This is a genomic window from Sphingomonas faeni, assembly GCF_003053745.1.
GTDB lineage: Bacteria > Pseudomonadota > Alphaproteobacteria > Sphingomonadales > Sphingomonadaceae > Sphingomonas > Sphingomonas faeni.
Genome location: NZ_QAYE01000005.1, coordinates 202188 through 219285 on the forward strand (window position 1 = coordinate 202188; position 17098 = coordinate 219285).

Here is a 17098-nt window from a genome sequence, read left to right on the forward strand (position 1 = left end):
GCCATGCCAGCAGCCGAGAAACCTCGCGGCAAAGTGCGGTGGATCGTCTGTGCATTGCTCTTCGCTGCCGTTGCGCTGAGCTATATCGACCGGCTCGTGCTGCCGGTGCTGAAACCCGAACTCCAGGCGCGCTATGACTGGAGCGAGCAGGGCTATGCCGATCTCGCGATCGCGTTCCAGGCGGCGTACGGCATCGCCTATGTGCTGTTCGGGCGGTTCGTCGACCGGGTCGGCGCGAAGATCGGCTATGCGGTCGCGGTGACTTTGTGGACGATCGGTCATGTCGCGCATGCACTTTTCACCAGCGCGGGCATGATGATCTTCGCGCGTATCCCCCTCGCGATCGGCGAGGCCGGTGCGTTTCCGGCGGCGCTGGCCGCGGCCAACGAATGGTTTCCACAACGCGAGCGTGCGCTGGCGATCGGCATCTTCAACGCGGGCTCCAACGTCGGCGCGATCCTCACGCCATTGATCGTGCCGGTGATCGCGGTGACGTTCGGCTGGCGGATGGCGTTCATTGCGACCGGCGCGCTGACCGTGATCTGGTTGATGGCGTGGCTCGCTTTCTATAGGTCGCCGCGCAAGCACCCCCGCGTCACCCCTGAGGAACTGGCCTGGATCGAGGCCGATCCCGTGCCCGCCGCCAAGCCGGTCCGCTGGCGCACGCTGCTGCGCCTACGCCAGACCTGGGCGTATATGCTCGGTCGGTTCCTGATCGATCCGGTGTGGTGGACCTTCTTGTTCTGGCTGCCCGATTTCTTCAACCGGCAATACGGCGTGAAGATGCTCGATTTCGGTCCGCCGCTGGTCGCCGTGTACGTGCTGGCCGATGTCGGATCGGTCGCGGGCGGCTGGTTCTCGTCGCGGTTGCTGACGCGCGGCCAGACCCCGAACCGCGCACGAAAGACTGCGCTGTTCGCGTGCGCGCTGTTCGCCCTGCCGATCATCTTCGCCGCGCAGGCACCGGGACTATGGTGGGCGGTCGCGGCGATCGGCCTGGCGTGCGCATGCCACCAGGGCTTTTCCGCCAATGTCTATGCGATCCCCGGTGACCTGTTCCCACGCGGCATGGGCGGATCTGTGATCGGTCTCGGCGGGCTGGCGGGGGCGTTCGGCGGCATGCTGATGGCCAAGTTCGCGGGCACGATCCTCGCCGGCGTCGGCAGCTATGGTCCGATCTTCGTGGTCGCCGGGTGCGCCTATTTCGTCGCGTTGCTGGTTATCCACCTGCTCGTACCGCACTACACTCCCGTCGATCCGGAACGCCTCGCATGACCCATCCGCTACGCCTCCACCCCGACCGCCTGTTCCCCAGCGAAGGCCGCACCCGCGACATCGCCCGCGCGCTGCATGCGGGGGTGAAGGACCTGCCGATCGTCAGTCCGCACGGCCATACCGATCCGGCATGGTTCGCGCGGAACGAGGCGTTCAGCGATCCCGCGTCGCTGTTGATCGTCCCCGATCACTATGTGTTCCGGATGCTCTACAGCCAGGGCGTGCCGCTGAACGCGCTCGGCGTACCGACGGTGGATGGCAGCCCGACGGAGATCGATCCGCGCGCGATCTGGAAGATCTTCGCGGCGAACTACCATCTGTTCCGGGGCACGCCGTCGCGGATGTGGCTTGACTGGGTGTTCGCCGAGGCGTTCGAGATCGACGTCCGCCTCGAACCCGCGACCGCGGACCTGTATTTCGACACGATCGATGCCGCGCTGAAGACGACCGAGTTCCGCCCGCGCGCGCTGTTCGACCGGTTCGGGATCGAACTGATTGCGACCACCGAAAGCCCGCTCGACTCGCTGGAGCACCATGCCGCGATCCGCGGGAGCGACTGGAACGGCCGCGTCGTCACCGCCTATCGACCCGATCCGGTCGTCGATCCCGACACGCCGGGCTTCGCCGCCAACGTCCGCCGTTTCGGTGAGACCGCGGGCGAAGACGTCGGCAGCTATGCGGGCTATCTCGCGGCGCACCGCTTCCACCGTGCGCGCTTCCGCGATGCTGGTGCGACCTCGACCGATCACGGCCACCCGTCGGCGGCGACCGCAGACCTGACGCCTGCCGAAGCGGAGGCGCTCTACGCCCGCGTCATGGCCCAGCCGACCGCCGCCGACGCCGAACTCTTTCGCGCGCAGATGCTGACCGAGATGGCGGCGATGTCGGTCGAGGACGGTATGGTGATGCAGCTTCACCCTGCCGTCTCGCGCAGCCACAACGCCTCGGTGCTCGCGCGCTTCGGTCGCGACAAGGGGGGCGACATCCCGCTTCCCGGCGAGTTCGTCCGCGCATTGAAACCGCTGCTCGACCGGTTCGGCAACAACCCGGCGCTGACGCTGATCCTTTTCACGCTCGACGAGGACACCTACGCGCGTGAACTCGCCCCGCTCGCCGGGCATTACCCGTCGCTGCGGCTTGGCCCGCCCTGGTGGTTCCACGACAGTCCGGAGGGCATGCGCCGCTTCCGCGAACGCGCGACGGAGACGGCCGGCTTCTACAACACGGTCGGCTTCAACGACGACACCCGCGCCTTCCTCTCGATCCCGGCACGCCACGACGTCGCGCGCCGGATGGACTGCGCGTTCCTCGCGAAACTCGTCGCCGAACACCGGCTCGAAGAGGATGAAGCGCACGAGGTCGCCCGTGCGCTTGCCTACAACCTCGTCAAACAAGCCTATCGACTATGAAGCAGCCCGGCCTCGAGCGTTGCGCGAAGGAAGCGTTCCAGCCGGGACGTCGCGACATTCTTTTCGGAGCAATGGCGATGGTCGCCGCGCCTGCTTTTGGTGCCGGCCCCGCCGCCGAGCCGCGTATCCAGCGTCTGTCGCCCGCGTTCGACCGAATGGTCGCGCCGGGCACGCGGGTCGAGACGATCGCGACCGGCATTCGCTGGGCGGAGGGGCCGGTATGGGTGGAAGCCGGCCAATATCTGCTGTTCTCCGATCCTCCTGCCAATATCGTCCGTCGCTGGCGCAAGGGTGGACCGGCCGTGCCGTTCCTCGATCCGTCGGGGGCAGGAGGCACCGATCCGAAGCTCATCCGCGAACCGGGCGCGAACGGACTTGCGCTCGACCGTACGGGCCGGTTGTTGATCGCGAACAGTGGTGGGCGCTCGATCGATCGCGTGGATTTGGTCGCGCGGCGGCGCGAGGTGGTGGTCGACCGGTATCAGGGAAAGCGGTTCAACAGCCCGAACGACATGCATGTCGCGCGCGATGGGACGCTATATTTTACGGACCCGCCGTACGGTTTGACCGAAGGCGATACCTCGCCGCTGAAGGAAATGTCGGTGAACGGCGTGTATCGGCTGCGCCCCGGTGGTGTGGTCGAACTGCTGGAGGGGAGCCTGACGCGACCGAACGGCATCGCGCTGTCGCCTGATGAGACGCGCCTCTACGTATCAGTGTCGGACGAAACCGCACCCCGGATCATGGTCTACGACCTCGATGCCAAGGGCGTGCGCAATGCCCGGGTGCTGCTCGATGCCAAGGCGATGAAGGCGCGGGGCGGGGCGGGGTTGCCCGACGGCATGAAGGTCGCGCGGGACGGGACGCTGGTGTGCTCGGTGCCCGGCGGGATGATGTTCATGACGCCCGATGCGGAGCCGCTCGCGCTGGTGACGACCGGCGCGCCGATCGCCAACTGCGCGTTCGGCGAGCGGGGGCGGGCGCTATACATGACCGCCAACGACCGCGTCCTGCGCCTGCCGCTCCGTGCGGGTTGGCAAAGCGAGGGCTGATCCGTCTTCGCTCGACACGGGTCGTTTGCCCATCGGTCACGTTGGCACGGTCTTGGGACGCTCCCCGATAGCAACCGCTACCGGGGACAGGTCGATCAGAACCGGGCGCGGACGCCCAGGCGGTAGAAGCGGCCGAGCGTGTCGTATAGCGCCGGGTTCACGTCGAGGCCGGTGTTGGTCTGCGGTGCGGGCTCTGGATCGTGATCGAACAGATTGTCGACCTTGAAGAACATGCTGACCTGCTTGGTCAGGTTCACCGAACCGCCGAGGTCGATGTAGAAGGCGCCCTTCATCGTATTGTAGTCGATGGTCGGGTGGTTGGCGGTCGAGACCGGGCAAGCGCTGGTGCAGACGACATATTGATTGCCGAACACGCCGTCCGAGAACCAGCGCTCCTGCAGGTTGACGCTGAAGACGTCGTTGTCGTAGCTCTGCGTCGCCAGCCATTTCCAGTCCGGCGTCGCGCCGTTGTTGGCTCCGGCCTGGTCGACGACGTCAACGCCGGCGATTCCTGCGTCGACGAGGAACTCCTTCACATGCGTGCCGAGCACGCGGAGCGTGAAGTTGCCGGGAATGCCGAGCGGCTTCTTCCATTGATAGCTCGCCTCGATGTCGAACCCGCTGGTCTTCCACGATGCCAGATTGAACGGCTGGACGTTGATGAAATTGCCGCCCTGGGTCGGGCTGTTCAGTACGAAGCCACCGCAGAATGCCTGATTGCCCTCGAAGCAGAAGCGGACGATCTGGTCGGGCGACAGTGTCGAGACGACGCCGTCGAGCTTGATCTTGTAGTAATCGAACGACAGGCCGAGACCCGGCGCCCATGACGGGTGCGACAGGACGATACCAACCTCGGTATTGCGCGCGATTTCCGGCTTGAGAGCAGGGTTGCCGACGGTGTTCTGGAACGCCTGCACCCCGCTACCGGAGAAGGGATTGGTAAAGTTCGGCAACGTGGTGACGGTCGGTGCAGCGAACAGTTCGGACAGGTTCGGCGCGCGGACGTCGCGCGACGTGACGGCGCGCAGCCGGATGCCGTCGAGCGGCGTATCCCAAGTGCCGCCGGCCTTCCACGCCCAGACCGTGCCCGACGTTGAGTAGTGCGTCACGCGACCGGCGCCGTTGAGGTTGGCACGACCGATGGCTTCGCTGTTGAACAAGGGCAGGTTGAGTTCGAGGAACCCCTCATACACCTCGTACTTGCCGCGGCCGTTCTTGTAGTTGCCGGCTGCCCAGTTACTGCCCAGCGCGGAATTCAACAGCGGATCGGCGGGATAGGCGGTGCTGTTCGGGCTGAGTGCGGTTACGCCCGCACCATAGGGATCGCCGTGGACGCGGTAGAATTCGCGACGATACTCGCCACCGAAGGCAACCGCCAACGGCCCGGCCCACAGGTTGAGCGGCTCGCCGGAAAAGTTGAGGCTGGCGACGTCCTGCGTCAGCTTGGTGCGCTGGAGCGGGCCGTTGGCAGGCGTGACATAGGCGAGCGCCGATGCCGACGGCACCGCACCGCCGAAGATGTTGATAGGCTGGCATCCGGCGGCGCGCGCGGCCGGATCGGCGCAGACAATCGCGCCGTTCAGCGTGATCGCGTTGGTTGCCGCGACATAGCGGGGCTGCAACACGGTATTGTCGACGTCGATCGCCGCCTTTGTGATGCCGTGCTCGTAATAGGCATCGTAGGTCCACGGCGTGCTGCCGATCTCGAATTTGCCCTTCAGCCCGCCGACGAAACGGTATTGGCGCCGGTCCGTCTGGACCAGCGGATCGGGGAAGTTGCCGTTGCTGGTACCGAAGTTGAACTGCGTGATCCCTGGAGTCCCGGTAGCGGGATTTATCGCCGTCGCACAACGATCCCGCACCAGCTGCGGCAGGAAGGGGTTAGCGCACTGCACGGTCAGGTTAGGGCGGTTGTACCCCGGGCTCGGCTGGTTGCTGGTTTTCACCTGCGCGACGTTGACGGTGACATAGGCCTCGTTGTTGTCGGCAAAGTCGAAGCCGATCCGCCCGAAGCCGTTGAGCCGTTCCAGCGAAGATTTGAGCGATGCGCCCGAGCCCGGCGCGCCCGACAGGTCGCCGCCGACGCAGAAGCTGTTGGCGGGGAAGCAGTTGGTGACGCCGCCGGTGCCGGTCGGACGACCGTTCGAGCCATAGTTGAAATTATACGGCGCGCCGTTCTGGTCGAACGCGATGCCCTGCAACGGGCCGTTGTTGATCAGGCCGAAGCGCGCATATTGATAGGGCTGGGCATAGTCGCGGTAGTTGAACTGCGGCAGGCCGTTGTTGGTCTGACCGGTATTGACGAGCGTGGTGGCGCGGTACCAGTCGCGACCCTTGGCGAGGTCGGTGCCGAAATCGCCCGGGCCGACGCCGTCTTCGTCGTCATATTCGCCGCTGACGATCAGGTGGAGCTTATCGCCGAACAGTGAGGTGCCGAACGCGGCCTGAAACAGGCCCTGCTTGTCGTCGCCGTAATTGGTGATGCCGCCCTGCACGTTCGCCTTGAAGCCCTTGAAGCGCGTGTCGGTGATGAAGTTGACCACGCCGCCCACTGCGTCCGAGCCGTAGGAGGCGGATGCGCCACCGGTGACCACGTCGACGCGCTTTACGAGCAACTGCGGGAACATGCTGATGTCGGGCACGCCCGACACGTTTGCCCCGACGACGCGTTGGCCATCGAGCAGGGTCAGCGTACGGATCGGGCCGAGGCCGCGCAGTGAGAAGGAGCTGAGCCCCTGCGTGCCGCTGGACGTGCTGAACGTACCGGTGGAGGCGCCGGTCGAGCCTTGCAGCGACGGCAACTGCGCGACCGCGTTGAAGATGTTGGGCTGGGCGTTCTTGAGGATCTGGTCCTCGCCGATCACGGTCGTCGGCGTCGGTGCGTTGTACCCGCTCGAGACGATGCGCGACCCCGTGACGACGATGTCCTTGTCCGGCGCGGCCTGCTCTTCTGCAGCGGTCTGCGGGGTCAGCGTCTGGGGCGGCGCTGCCGGATCGGCCGATTGAGTCGAAGCGGGCAGGTCGGACGGCGGGGCAATTGTCTGGGCTGCGGCAGGGGCGCAGAGCAACGCGGTGGCCAGCACGATCATGCTGGTTGCGTTAACATTGAAAGATCCGACTGAGCGTCGACCGCGCGTAACCTTGTTCATCCGTCCATCCCCTTGTCGCACGTGGCGCGTGCCGTGGTCCGGCTTGGCGACGTGTCATTCTTGTCGTTCTCTACGATATACTGGGCGCGGTATCATCTACGACCATGGTCGCAGGTGCGGCGCGTGAGCCGAAGCCTGACACGTCAGGGCATCAGGCGCTTGCGGCCTTGCGAGAGATGCCAGCGCATCGCCAGCGCCGCGCCGTCCGCATCCTGCGCACGGATGGCTTCGACGATCGCGTCGTGCTCGTCCATCATCGCCTTGATCACTTCCGGCGCGCGCGACCGCGAGATGTCGACACCGGCGCGCAGGATCCGCATCACCGCGTCCTGGAGGTGATCGAAGACGGGCAGGAACGCAGCGTTGGCAGTCGCCTCGGCAATTGCGCGGTGCAGCACCCAGTCCTCGTCATGCGCCGGCGCATTCGACAGCAACGCGGTCCGCAACGCCTCCAACGCGTGTTCGATCGCGTCCATCTGGTGGTGCGACCGGCGTTGTGCCGCGAGCCGCGCCGCCTCCGCCTCCAGTACGAAGCGGACTTCGTAGGTGCCGAGCGTCGCCGCGATGTCGGCCATCGGCATGTGCGACCCGAGCCGCTCCGACGGGCGCCGCTTGACGTAGGATCCCGCGCCGCGCCGTGCCTGCGTGATGCCGTCGGACGCGAGCCTCGCCAGCGCCTCGCGGACGATCGTGCGGGACATGCCGAACATCGTGGCGAGCTTGTCCTCGGCCGGAAGCCGATCGCCGACCGCGAGCTGCTCATCGAGGATGATCTGGACGATCGCGGTATAGGCGCGGTCCGCCAGCCTTACGCCGTTCGCGGCGGGCTTGTCCGGAACGATCGGCGGCGGGGTGCCCGGGGTCTCAGACGACATGGCTGAGCGCCAGGACGAAGGCGAGGCCGACCACCGAGATCGACGTTTCCAGCAACGACCAGGTGCGGAACGTGTCCGCAGTGCTGGTGCCGACATAGCTTTTGACGAGCCAGAAGCCGGGATCGTTGACGTGGCTGAAGAATACCGATCCGGCTCCGATCGCGAGCACGACGAGTTCGGGCGACACGCCGGAACTTGCGACGACGCCCGGCATGATCCCAACCGCGGTGATCGTCGCCACCGTCGCCGAGCCGGCCGCGAGGCGTATGCCGACCGCGACCAGCCAGCCGAGCAACAGCGGCGAGATCGAATACATCAATACGGTGCGCGCGAGCAGGTCGGACAGGCCTGCGGTCACCAGCACCTGCTTCAACGCGCCGCCCGCGCCGATCGCGAGCAGGATCGCCCCCGCGGCGCCCATCGTCTCGTGCCACACCGCGTTCTGGATGGCAGCCTCGCGCAGGCGGCGGCCGAACAGCAGCGGGAGTGCGATCAGGTTGGTCAGCAGCAGCGCGACGACCGGGTTGCTCGCGGCGACCAGCCATGCGGTTCCTTTCATGCCCGGAATCATCTGGCCCAGCTCGCCGGTCGCGATCATCAGCACCGGCAGGAGCACGATCAGCAGCGACCACAGCCGCGGCGGCGGGGCGATGCCGAGCCCCGGATCATGCAGCACCGGCGCTTCCAGCCGCACGCCGCCCGTGGTGAACTTCGCTAGCAGCGGGCCGGAGATGATCGCCGTCGGGATGGCGATCGCGATGCCGTACAACATGGTCTTGCCGAGGTTGGCACCCAGTGCCTCGACCGCGAGCAGTGGGCCGGGATGCGGAGGCACGAGCGCATGGACCACGCCGAGCCCTGCCAGCGCCGGCATGATTAGCCTCAACTTGGCGGCATCGCGTTCTGCGCCGTCCTTGCCGGTCATTTCCTCGGCGGCCGCGACGACGATCGGCAGTAGCAGGACGAGGCCGGTCTCGAAGAACAGCGGCAGGCCGACGATAATCGCGATACCGAGCGTCGCCCAAGGTGCGGCCTGCTTGCCGGTCAACTGCAACGCGCCTTTGGCAAGCGACGCCGCGGCTCCCGACAGATGCAGCATCGCGCCGAGCGACAGGCCGAGCGCGACGACGAGCCCGGTGCCGCCGATGATGTCGCCGACGCCTTTCTGCACCGCCTTGGCGACGTCGGGGAGGGGGAGTCCAGCGAGCAGGCCGACGGTGAACGCGCCGCATAACAGGCCGATAAAGGGGTGGAGTCGACCGCGAACGATCATCAGGACGGCGAGGAATATCCCCGCGAGTGCAGCGATCACGAGTCGCATGTCGGGGCTGATCATCGGCGTACAGATCGCAGTCGCGCGCGATCGTCCAGTGCTCGTGACATCACGCCCCTCCCGTTGATCGACGGCGCCTTCGCCTGCCGATATGATGGCATATCTGTACGACAGGTCTTTTCGATCTGACAACAAAAAAGGCTTGATTGCGTCCGATCGCACGGCCCATAGTCAAAACCTGTCCAACCGAATCCGCGTAACGGATCACTGGATCAACAGCGACAGCCACCGCGTCTCGGCCCTAGGTCGCTGCGATTTCGGCCGGCGCACAGGGAGGGATGACCATGGAACGGCCTGGATACCATACGCACCAACCTTCGGTTGCGATCGCTGCTGCCTCTTGCGCCGCGTCGCCGCGGCTGACCCCAACGCAGATCAGGGTCCTTCGCGGCGTCCATTCGGGCCTGCTCAACAAGCAGATCGCGTTCGATCTCGGCATCGCCGAGGCTACCGTGAAGGTCCACATGACCGCCCTGATGCGCAAGCTGAACGTCCGCAACCGGACGCAGGCTGCGATCGTCGCGCAGACGCTGGCGATCTGACACTTGCCTTCGATTCCCCTCTGGCGGGGGAGGATCGGAGGGCCCCGGATACGACCTTCGTCGCAGATGAAGCGGACCTCCACGAACGGTAGGACTGCTGTCCTGATAACGGGAGACGGACGATGGTTGCGAAATGGCTGCTCTGCGGAACGGCGCTTCTTGTCGCCAGCCCGGCCCTCGCAAAGACCACGGCCGCAAAGACCGTGGCGCCGACCCGGTCGGTCTCGGTCTATCTCAGCCAGCCCAACGATCCGCGGGCGATAACCGTCAAGGGCGTCGGCGACGGCCGCGCGGACGATAGCGCGGCGATCCAACAGGCGATCGATGCGGCGGCGGCTGGTGGTCATGGCGGCGTCGTGTTCCTGCCGTCGGGACGTTACCGGATCACACGCACGATCTTCATCCGGTCCGCCGTCCGCGTCTTCGGCGTAGGCGCGACTCGCCCCGAGATCGTCCTCGCCGACAACAGTGCCGGTTTCGGATCCGGCGTGGCGGCGATGGTCAGCTTCACCGGCGAGGACCAGTACCGCGTCGGCAAGGCACCCGTACCGCCGCGCACCAGCGTGCCGTTCGATCCGGCGATCTTCGACGCAACCTCGAGCACCTTCTATTCCACGCTGTCCAACGTCGATTTCCGGATCGGCGACGGCAATGCGGGTGCGGTCGCGGTGCGCTTCCGCGTCGCGCAACACGGCTATCTGCGACACATCGACTTTCACATCGGCTCGGGTCTTGCCGGCGTCTATCAGGCGGGCAACGAGTTCGAGAATCTGCGCTTCTTCGGCGGTCGCTACGGCATCATGTCGGAGAAGACCTCGCCGGCGTGGCAGTTCACGCTGCTCGATTCAAAGTTCCAGGGTCAGCGCGACGCGGCGATCCGCGAGCATGAGGTCGACCTGACCCTCGTCAACGTCGCGATCCGCGATACGCCGGTCGGGATCGAGATCGACCGCGGCTATTCGGACTCGTTCTGGGGCAAGGACGTCCGGTTCGAGAACGTATCGCAGGCGGGCATCGTCGTTTCCGCCGAGAACAGCGTCTTCACGCAGATCGGCTTCGACAATGCGGTCGCGAGCAACACGCCGACCTTTGCGCGCTTCCGTGATAGCGGAAAGACCGTCGCGGCGGCGGGGCCGACCTACCGGGTCGCCGACTTTTCCTACGGTCTGAAGCTGGCGGGCCTCGGTACGATCGGCGAATATGCGACCGACGTCTCGATCGCGCCGCTGTCTCGACTGCCCGCTCGACGCGCGCCTGCGATCCGGGCCATGCCTGCGGTGCGCGAATGGGCGAACGTGCATGATTTGGGCGTCAAAGGTGACGATACCACCGACGATACCGCAGCCTTGCAGCGCGCGATCGACACCCACCGCGTGCTATATCTCCCGGTCGGTCGGTACCGCGTCACCGACACGCTGAAGCTGCGCCCCGACAGCGTGCTGATCTCGCTGCACCCGAGCCTCACGCACCTCTATCTCCCCGACGAGACGCCGGCCTATATGGGCGTCGGTGGCCCGAAGGCTCTGCTGGAGAGCGCGAAGGGCGGCAACGCGATCGTCTCCGGCCTCGGGCTCTGGACCGGCGGCGTGAACCCGCGCGCGACGGCGTTGCTCTGGAAGGCGGGCGAGGCGTCGATGATCAATGACGTCAAGATCCAGGGCGGCGGCGGCACCGTGCTGACCAAGGGCAGCCCGATCGGATTCGGCGATCCGCGCGCGCGTTTCGACGGTCAGCACCCGAGCATCTGGGTGACCGACGGCGGCGGCGGCACGTTCGCGGCGATCTGGTCGCCGAACACGCTGGCCTCGGCGAGCTTCCACGTCTCGAACACCAAGACCCCCGGCCACGTCTACGAACTTTCCGCCGAACATCATTATCGCGCCGAGATCGTGCTCGACAACGTCGAGAACTGGGAATTCCTCGCACCGCAGACCGAGCAGGAGGTGCGCGACGGCGTCGATGCGATTTCCACCGAAATCCGCAATTCGCGCAACATCCTGTTCGCCAATTATCACAGCTACCGCGTCACGCGGTCGATCAAGCCAATGGACGCCGCGGTAAAGCTCTACAACTCGGGCGATATCCGTTTCCGCAATGTCCATGTGAACGCCGAAAGCGGGTTTGCGAGCTGCGATGCGAAGGGCTGCGGCACGTATCTGCGCGCGAGCAAGTTCCCGTTCGAGAACGCGATCAAGGACATGACGCGCGGGCAGGAAGTGCGCGAACTCGAATTCGCCAAGCTCGACGTGCCGGCTGCACCTGCGACGGCAGTGCGAACACCGATACCGGCGACGCCCGGCGTCGAGAAACTCGCGGACGATTTCTATTCGATCGCCGGCGGTGCGGTCGATGCGCAGGGCAAGCTGTACTTCATCGATCGTCGCTTCCAGCGGATCCATGGCTGGTCGAAGACCGAAGGCCTGTCGATCGTCGCGGAAGCGCCGCTCGACGCGGTGAACCTCGCGGTCGACAAGTCCGGCGATCTGCTGGTGCTGTCATCGGCCGGGCGAGACGGGACTGTCTACAGCATCGATCCGACCAAGCCCTCCGACGTCAAGGTGATCGCACCGACCCCAGCCAAGGCGCGACGCGGGGCGGCGACCGTGCTGCCCGTCAACGTCTGGGCGAATGGCGAGTTCGCCGACCGGATCGATCCTACGACGTACCAATATCCACCGCTCGCCGATTTCTTCACCGGCAAGATGGGCGAGGCGAAGGCGCGGGAATATGTCTCGCCAGATGGGTCGCTGGTACTGCCGGCGTTCCGCGTGTGGAATCAGGGGCCGGACGATCATCAGGGTTGGCGCTGGTCCGATACGCTCGACTCCTATGGGTTCGTCACGGCGCCCCCCGGCGAGCGGGTAGTGCTGACCAACGGATCGGAGAACCGCACGTATAGCGGTCTGGTCGGCGACAATGGCCGGGTGACGGACCTCAAGGTCGTCGCACCGCGCGGCGGCGAGAGCGCAACGCGCGACGCGGCCGGCAACCTGTACGTCGCCAATGGACAGGTGTTCGTCTACCGGCCGGACGGCACGCTGTTACGCCGTATCGACGTACCGGAACGTCCGCTGCAACTCGTCATCGGTGGCGCCGATCGTCGTACGCTGTTCATCCTGGCGCACCACGCACTCTACTCTATCGGACTGTAAGCGCGCCGGGCGGTCGGTCAGATCGCCCGCTTGCGCCGAACCAGGCTGACCGTCTGGATCAGCGTCGCCAGTGCGGTCAGTACGATGCCGAGCATGACCACGCCGGACCAGCCGGCCGCGGCCCAGGCCTGAGTCGCGGCGGCGGACCCGATCGCGCCGCCCAGGAACATCCCGCCCATGAAGATCGTGTTGAGCCGCGCCCGTGCCTCGGGGCGCAGCGCGTAGACGATGTGCTGGTTGGAGACGAGCGCGCTCTGGACAGCGAAATCGAGTACGATGACACCGACGACCATGCCCGCGATCGACGTCCACACGCCGAACATGATCCACGATACCAGCGTCAGCGCGGCGCCGAGCGCGATCACCATGTGCGGACCCTTTCGATCCGCGTACCGTCCGGCGATCGGTGCGGCGAAGATGCCGACTGCGCCGACGATGCCGAACAGGCCCGCAACGTCGGCGCCCATCGCATAGCGCGGCTCCTGAAGTCGGAGCGCTAGGATCGTCCAGAATGCGGTGAATGCGGCGAAGATCAGCGACTGGGTGACGGTCGCCAGCCGCAATGCGCCGAACTCGCGCCACAGCCCGACGAGCGAGCGGAGGAGGCCGCCATAGGAAAGTGTGGCGGCTGGCTGGCTGCGGGGCAGCTTGATCGCCATCCAGAGGCCGACGGCGAGCGCCATCGGCACGCCGAGCCAGAACATCTCGCGCCAGCCGGCATGCGTGGCGACGAAGCCAGCGAGTGTCCGGCTCAACAATATGCCGCACAACAGGCCCGACATGACCGTGCCGACGGTTGCCCCGCGTCGGTCCGGCGCGGCGAGGTTGGCGGCTAGCGGAACGATCTGCTGCGCGACCGTGGAAGCGATACCGACCAGTAGTGACGCAGCCAAGACGAGCCCTGCGGTAGGCGCGACTGCGGCGGCGACCAGCGCGGCGGCCAGGACGGCGAACTGGATCACGATCAGGCGCTTGCGCTCGATCAGGTCGCCGAGCGGTACGAGGAAGAACAGGCCCGCGGCATACCCCAGTTGCGTCGCGGTGGGGATCAGGGTGGACAGCTTGCCCGGCAGATCCTTCTCGATCACGCCGAGCATCGGCTGGTTGTAATAGATGTTGGCGACCGCGACGCCGGCAGCGGCCGCCATCGCGAACGTCACGCTGCTGGTCAGGACATAGCCCGTCGTACGAGGTTCCGGGCGGTCTTGCGCGGTCGATGTCATGGTCAATTCCGGTGTACGGCGCCGCGCCTGACGGGCGCGCCATGCTTGCAGGTGAATGGGTCGGGCTGTCGGTAGCGGGCGGCGACGCGCGCTCGGCTTAGATGGGCAGTTCACCCGTAAGGTAAAGTGCGGACGGCAGGCTCGACGGCAGCGTAGGTTCGGGCGCGGTACGCGTCGCGGCGGCGCGAAGCCACTCGGGGCCACCGTCGCGGTGCCGGGTCGAGCCATCCGACCGCGTCGGCACCTTGCCGTAGATCGGCGGCCCGTCGCGGCCGGGCGATCCTGCACCGAACGACGCTGCGATGTTGCCGTAGGTCGACGGATCGCGCCCGTCGAGACTGAGCCGGTCGTTCAGATAACAGGCGGTCGCCCACGCGGTCTCGGGATCGGGCGTCAGGGCGATGATCCGCTTGGCCCAGTACATCCGCAGATTATTGTGCATCCAGCCCTCGACCAGGAACTGGCGCTGGCAGGCGTTCCAGGTCTCGTCGCGGGTGGTTCCATTGAGCAGGTCGGCGAGCGTTTCCACTTCCGGACGCGGGTCAGAAGCGTGAGCGGCCAGCGTTTCGCGGGCCCATTCCGAGACGCGGTCGTAGCGCTCGGGCGAGGGAAGCGCGCGAGCCTGGTAGTGGAACCATTCGCGCCATGTCAGCAGTTCGTCGGCGATTTTGGTCTTGGCGGCGGCGGGCGCATCGGCGGCTTCGACGGTGGCCATGACTTCGCGTGGGCCGATCACGCCGAAATGCAGATAGGGCGAGAGCATGCTCGCACCGACCGGCTTGGTCGCATCGTTGCGGGTCGTCGCGTAGGTCGGCAGCACTGTGTCCATCAGCCGTTCGAGCTTGGACAGCGCGCCATCGCGGCCGGCCGGGAAGTCGGGGCTGAGTGCAAGCGAATGGTCGATCGCCGTGTTCTCGACCAGCCGGTCCAGGTCGGCGTCGCTGCAGGATTCGAGACGATCGGACGTGAAGGGCAGGGGGCCGTCATACGCGGCAACGCCCGCCTGAAGGTCGTCGGTCGCCAGCCAATCCGCACGCACTGCCTCGTGCTTGCGCCGGAACGCGGTGGTCGAGCCGATGCCGTCGCCGAGCAGCGCGGGGGGTACCAAGCATGCGGCGTTGACCGCGAACATCGCGGCTTCGGTGTGGGCGGCGACACGGTCCGACTGCCAGCGTGCGACGAAGGTCGGCTGATCCTCGACGAACACCGCGGCGCTGTCGGCGGCCAGACGGTAGACAAGACCCTTCTCGCGCGCGTCTGCACGGTCGACATGCTGGACGCAGGCGAGGCCGCGCTGGCGACAGTCCCGCGCCAGATCGCGGCTCGCGCCGAGAATGAAACGGTGCAGGCGGTTTGACGCATAGGGATAATCCTCGCGCAGACCGTGATAGACGAGGACCGGTAGGCCGAGATCGTTGCCGAGACGGATCGCCGCGTCGATTACCGGATTGTCCCGCGCCCGCAACGCCTGTTGCAGCCAACAGAGAACGTAGCGTCCGCTTGGTCGGACTTCGGCTGCGTTCATCCGACGAACGCGAGGCGCCTCCGACCAGGATTGTAGCGGCGGGACGTTCGAAGCTTGCGGGAATTGCGGTATCATTGTCGCCCAACACACAGGCTTCGTTCTACGATCCCTTAAGGTCGTGAGTATGCATTGCATCGAGCGCCTCGGAGATCAGCGCGGCGACGACGGTCTGGCCAAGCGCATCCGCCTCCACCAAGGCATCCTCAAGATGCTCGCGAAGCCGTTGATCGGGATTTAGCATCCGTTGTGGCATATCCGAATATACCAACCGCAACGACTGACTACAGAAGTCGTCTCTTCGACTAATCCCGCAAAAATACCGCCTCGGCCCAATATCGAGAAAAGCGGTATCGCTACCTCACGCGGCTGCCGATCTCTCGACTCATAAATCGCGGTAGTAAAAGATTTCTGGTTCGTCTGCCGGACGTAAGCCGACGATCTGCCCTGCCGGTTGCCAGTTGGTAAGCCTCAAAAGCCCGACCGCTGCGCTGTTGTCGGCACCGGTCGAAATGAAAACCCGCCCGTTCAGGATCGAATTCAGTTCGGCTATCAACGATTGGGCGATCCCATGACGACGATAGTCGGGATCGACGACCAGTTTGTTCACATAGTCCATGCCGATGCATCCGCCGGTCTGCCACGCGATATAGCCTGCGATGACGCCGTCCACTTCGGCGACCAGCATGCGGCGCTCGACGATCTCCGCGATCCGGTCTCCGGGAAAGGAATCGAACGCCATCAACCGGGACAGGTCATAGGGTTCGGCGGCTCGGATCGCGGTCATGCTCTCTCCCTGCTGCAACCGATCGCTGGGTACAGGTCGGCGGCTTGAAGGGCAGAACGGACGTTCCGGCTGGAAGTCTCACAAGTTGCTTTAGATCATAGAGATTCCTGGTACGTTCTTGCTTCGGGTAGCGGCCGTGCGCGAACGAGTTGCCTGGACCGTGTTCGCGCGGATAAGCTGGCGGAATGGAAAACACCGCACCGCAGCTCGACCTGTTCACCCGCCTCGAAATCGCGATCGAGGAGCGCAACGAGGCCGCCGAAGCTTTCGACGTCTTCAAGCAGGATGCCGTGATGGCACACGCCCCGGCCGCCGGAGCGGAGCCGGCCGTGACGAGCGAGGACGCCGCCGATGCCGCCGCGGGCGAGGTCGACGACTTCAACGCCGAGGTGAACGCGCTGTTGCAGGGCGCGACGGACGCGGAGCTTGCGGGCGCGTACGAACAGTCGGGCGGCGAGGTCGGCAACCCGGTGGCCGAGGCGCTGTTGGGCGAGATCAAGCTTCGCGAGGGTCGCGCCTAACCGTCCGACGATGTCGTTAGCCGAGACATTTCACGGCGCGATGAGTCTAAATGCCGCGCTGCAACGTATTTGTCATACCGTTGCGGCGTTGGCGCTCCCTTGCCGACCCGGACGGTGCTCGTTGATCGAGCTGCCGAGGCGGTCGGCCTACCTTGTTTTCACAGCATGTTTTCTGGGTAGGCCGGCCGCTGTCCGCCGTTTTTTTGGAATGGTCTTGAGGTTTGCCAGTGCACGACGTGAGGCACTCCAGCCAGATCA

General features: G+C 65.7%; 13 protein-coding genes. 6 read left to right on the forward strand and 7 right to left on the reverse strand.

Going from position 1 to position 17098, the window contains the following annotated elements:
- Positions 1-3: 3 nt before the first annotated feature.
- From C8J25_RS11065 to C8J25_RS11075, 3 genes are read left to right on the forward strand one after another with little or no spacing between them, the layout of a single operon-like run.
- Entirely contained in the window at positions 4-1275 is a 1272-nt protein-coding gene (locus C8J25_RS11065; protein WP_107954474.1) for an MFS transporter, read from the forward strand.
- Entirely contained in the window at positions 1272-2684 is a 1413-nt protein-coding gene (gene uxaC, locus C8J25_RS11070; protein ID WP_107954475.1) for a glucuronate isomerase, read from the forward strand. Before C8J25_RS11065 ends, uxaC begins: the two co-directional genes overlap by 4 nt.
- On the forward strand, positions 2681-3736 hold the full coding sequence (locus C8J25_RS11075) for an SMP-30/gluconolactonase/LRE family protein (protein ID WP_107954476.1): 1056 nt from the start codon (positions 2681-2683) through the stop codon (positions 3734-3736). Before uxaC ends, C8J25_RS11075 begins: the two co-directional genes overlap by 4 nt.
- Positions 3737-3831: 95 nt before the next feature.
- On the opposite strand, the gene C8J25_RS11080 is transcribed toward C8J25_RS11075, so the two are convergent.
- From C8J25_RS11080 to C8J25_RS11090, 3 genes are all read right to left on the reverse strand, one after another.
- On the reverse strand, positions 3832-6825 hold the full coding sequence (locus C8J25_RS11080) for a TonB-dependent receptor plug domain-containing protein (RefSeq protein WP_107954477.1): 2994 nt from the start codon (positions 6823-6825) through the stop codon (positions 3832-3834).
- A 203-nt stretch (positions 6826-7028) separates the two neighbouring features.
- Entirely contained in the window at positions 7029-7760 is a 732-nt protein-coding gene (locus tag C8J25_RS11085; protein WP_107954478.1) for a FadR/GntR family transcriptional regulator, read from the reverse strand.
- The gene (locus C8J25_RS11090; protein WP_107954479.1) at positions 7750-9096 is read right to left on the reverse strand and encodes a GntP family permease; all 1347 of its coding nucleotides are present in this window, start codon (positions 9094-9096) and stop codon (positions 7750-7752) included. Before C8J25_RS11090 ends, C8J25_RS11085 begins: the two co-directional genes overlap by 11 nt.
- A 281-nt stretch (positions 9097-9377) precedes the next feature.
- Between C8J25_RS11090 and C8J25_RS11095 the strand changes: the two genes are divergently transcribed.
- Both C8J25_RS11095 and C8J25_RS11100 read left to right on the forward strand, forming a co-directional pair.
- On the forward strand, positions 9378-9635 hold the full coding sequence (locus C8J25_RS11095) for a helix-turn-helix domain-containing protein (protein WP_244186995.1): 258 nt from the start codon (positions 9378-9380) through the stop codon (positions 9633-9635).
- 122 nt (positions 9636-9757) lie between these two features.
- Positions 9758-12787, forward strand: a complete 3030-nt coding sequence (locus tag C8J25_RS11100) for a glycosyl hydrolase family 28-related protein (RefSeq protein ID WP_107954480.1) — start codon at positions 9758-9760, stop codon at positions 12785-12787.
- A gap of 17 nt (positions 12788-12804) precedes the next feature.
- Here C8J25_RS11100 and C8J25_RS11105 read toward each other — a convergent pair whose 3' ends face one another.
- The 4 genes from C8J25_RS11105 to C8J25_RS11115 form a co-directional block, all read right to left on the reverse strand.
- Entirely contained in the window at positions 12805-14010 is a 1206-nt protein-coding gene (locus C8J25_RS11105) for an MFS transporter (protein WP_208622576.1), read from the reverse strand.
- A 97-nt stretch (positions 14011-14107) separates the two neighbouring features.
- Positions 14108-15535, reverse strand: a complete 1428-nt coding sequence (locus C8J25_RS11110) for a deoxyribodipyrimidine photo-lyase (protein WP_244186997.1) — start codon at positions 15533-15535, stop codon at positions 14108-14110.
- 100 nt (positions 15536-15635) lie between these two features.
- The gene (locus C8J25_RS20730; RefSeq protein ID WP_156348917.1) at positions 15636-15776 is read right to left on the reverse strand and encodes a hypothetical protein; all 141 of its coding nucleotides are present in this window, start codon (positions 15774-15776) and stop codon (positions 15636-15638) included.
- Between the two features lie 141 nt (positions 15777-15917).
- Complete coding sequence (locus tag C8J25_RS11115; protein ID WP_244186999.1) at positions 15918-16274, reverse strand: GNAT family N-acetyltransferase; 357 nt, start codon at positions 16272-16274, stop codon at positions 15918-15920.
- A 230-nt stretch (positions 16275-16504) separates the two neighbouring features.
- Between C8J25_RS11115 and C8J25_RS11120 the strand changes: the two genes are divergently transcribed.
- Entirely contained in the window at positions 16505-16840 is a 336-nt protein-coding gene (locus tag C8J25_RS11120; protein WP_107954483.1) for a hypothetical protein, read from the forward strand.
- The last annotated feature ends 258 nt before the right edge of the window (positions 16841-17098 follow it).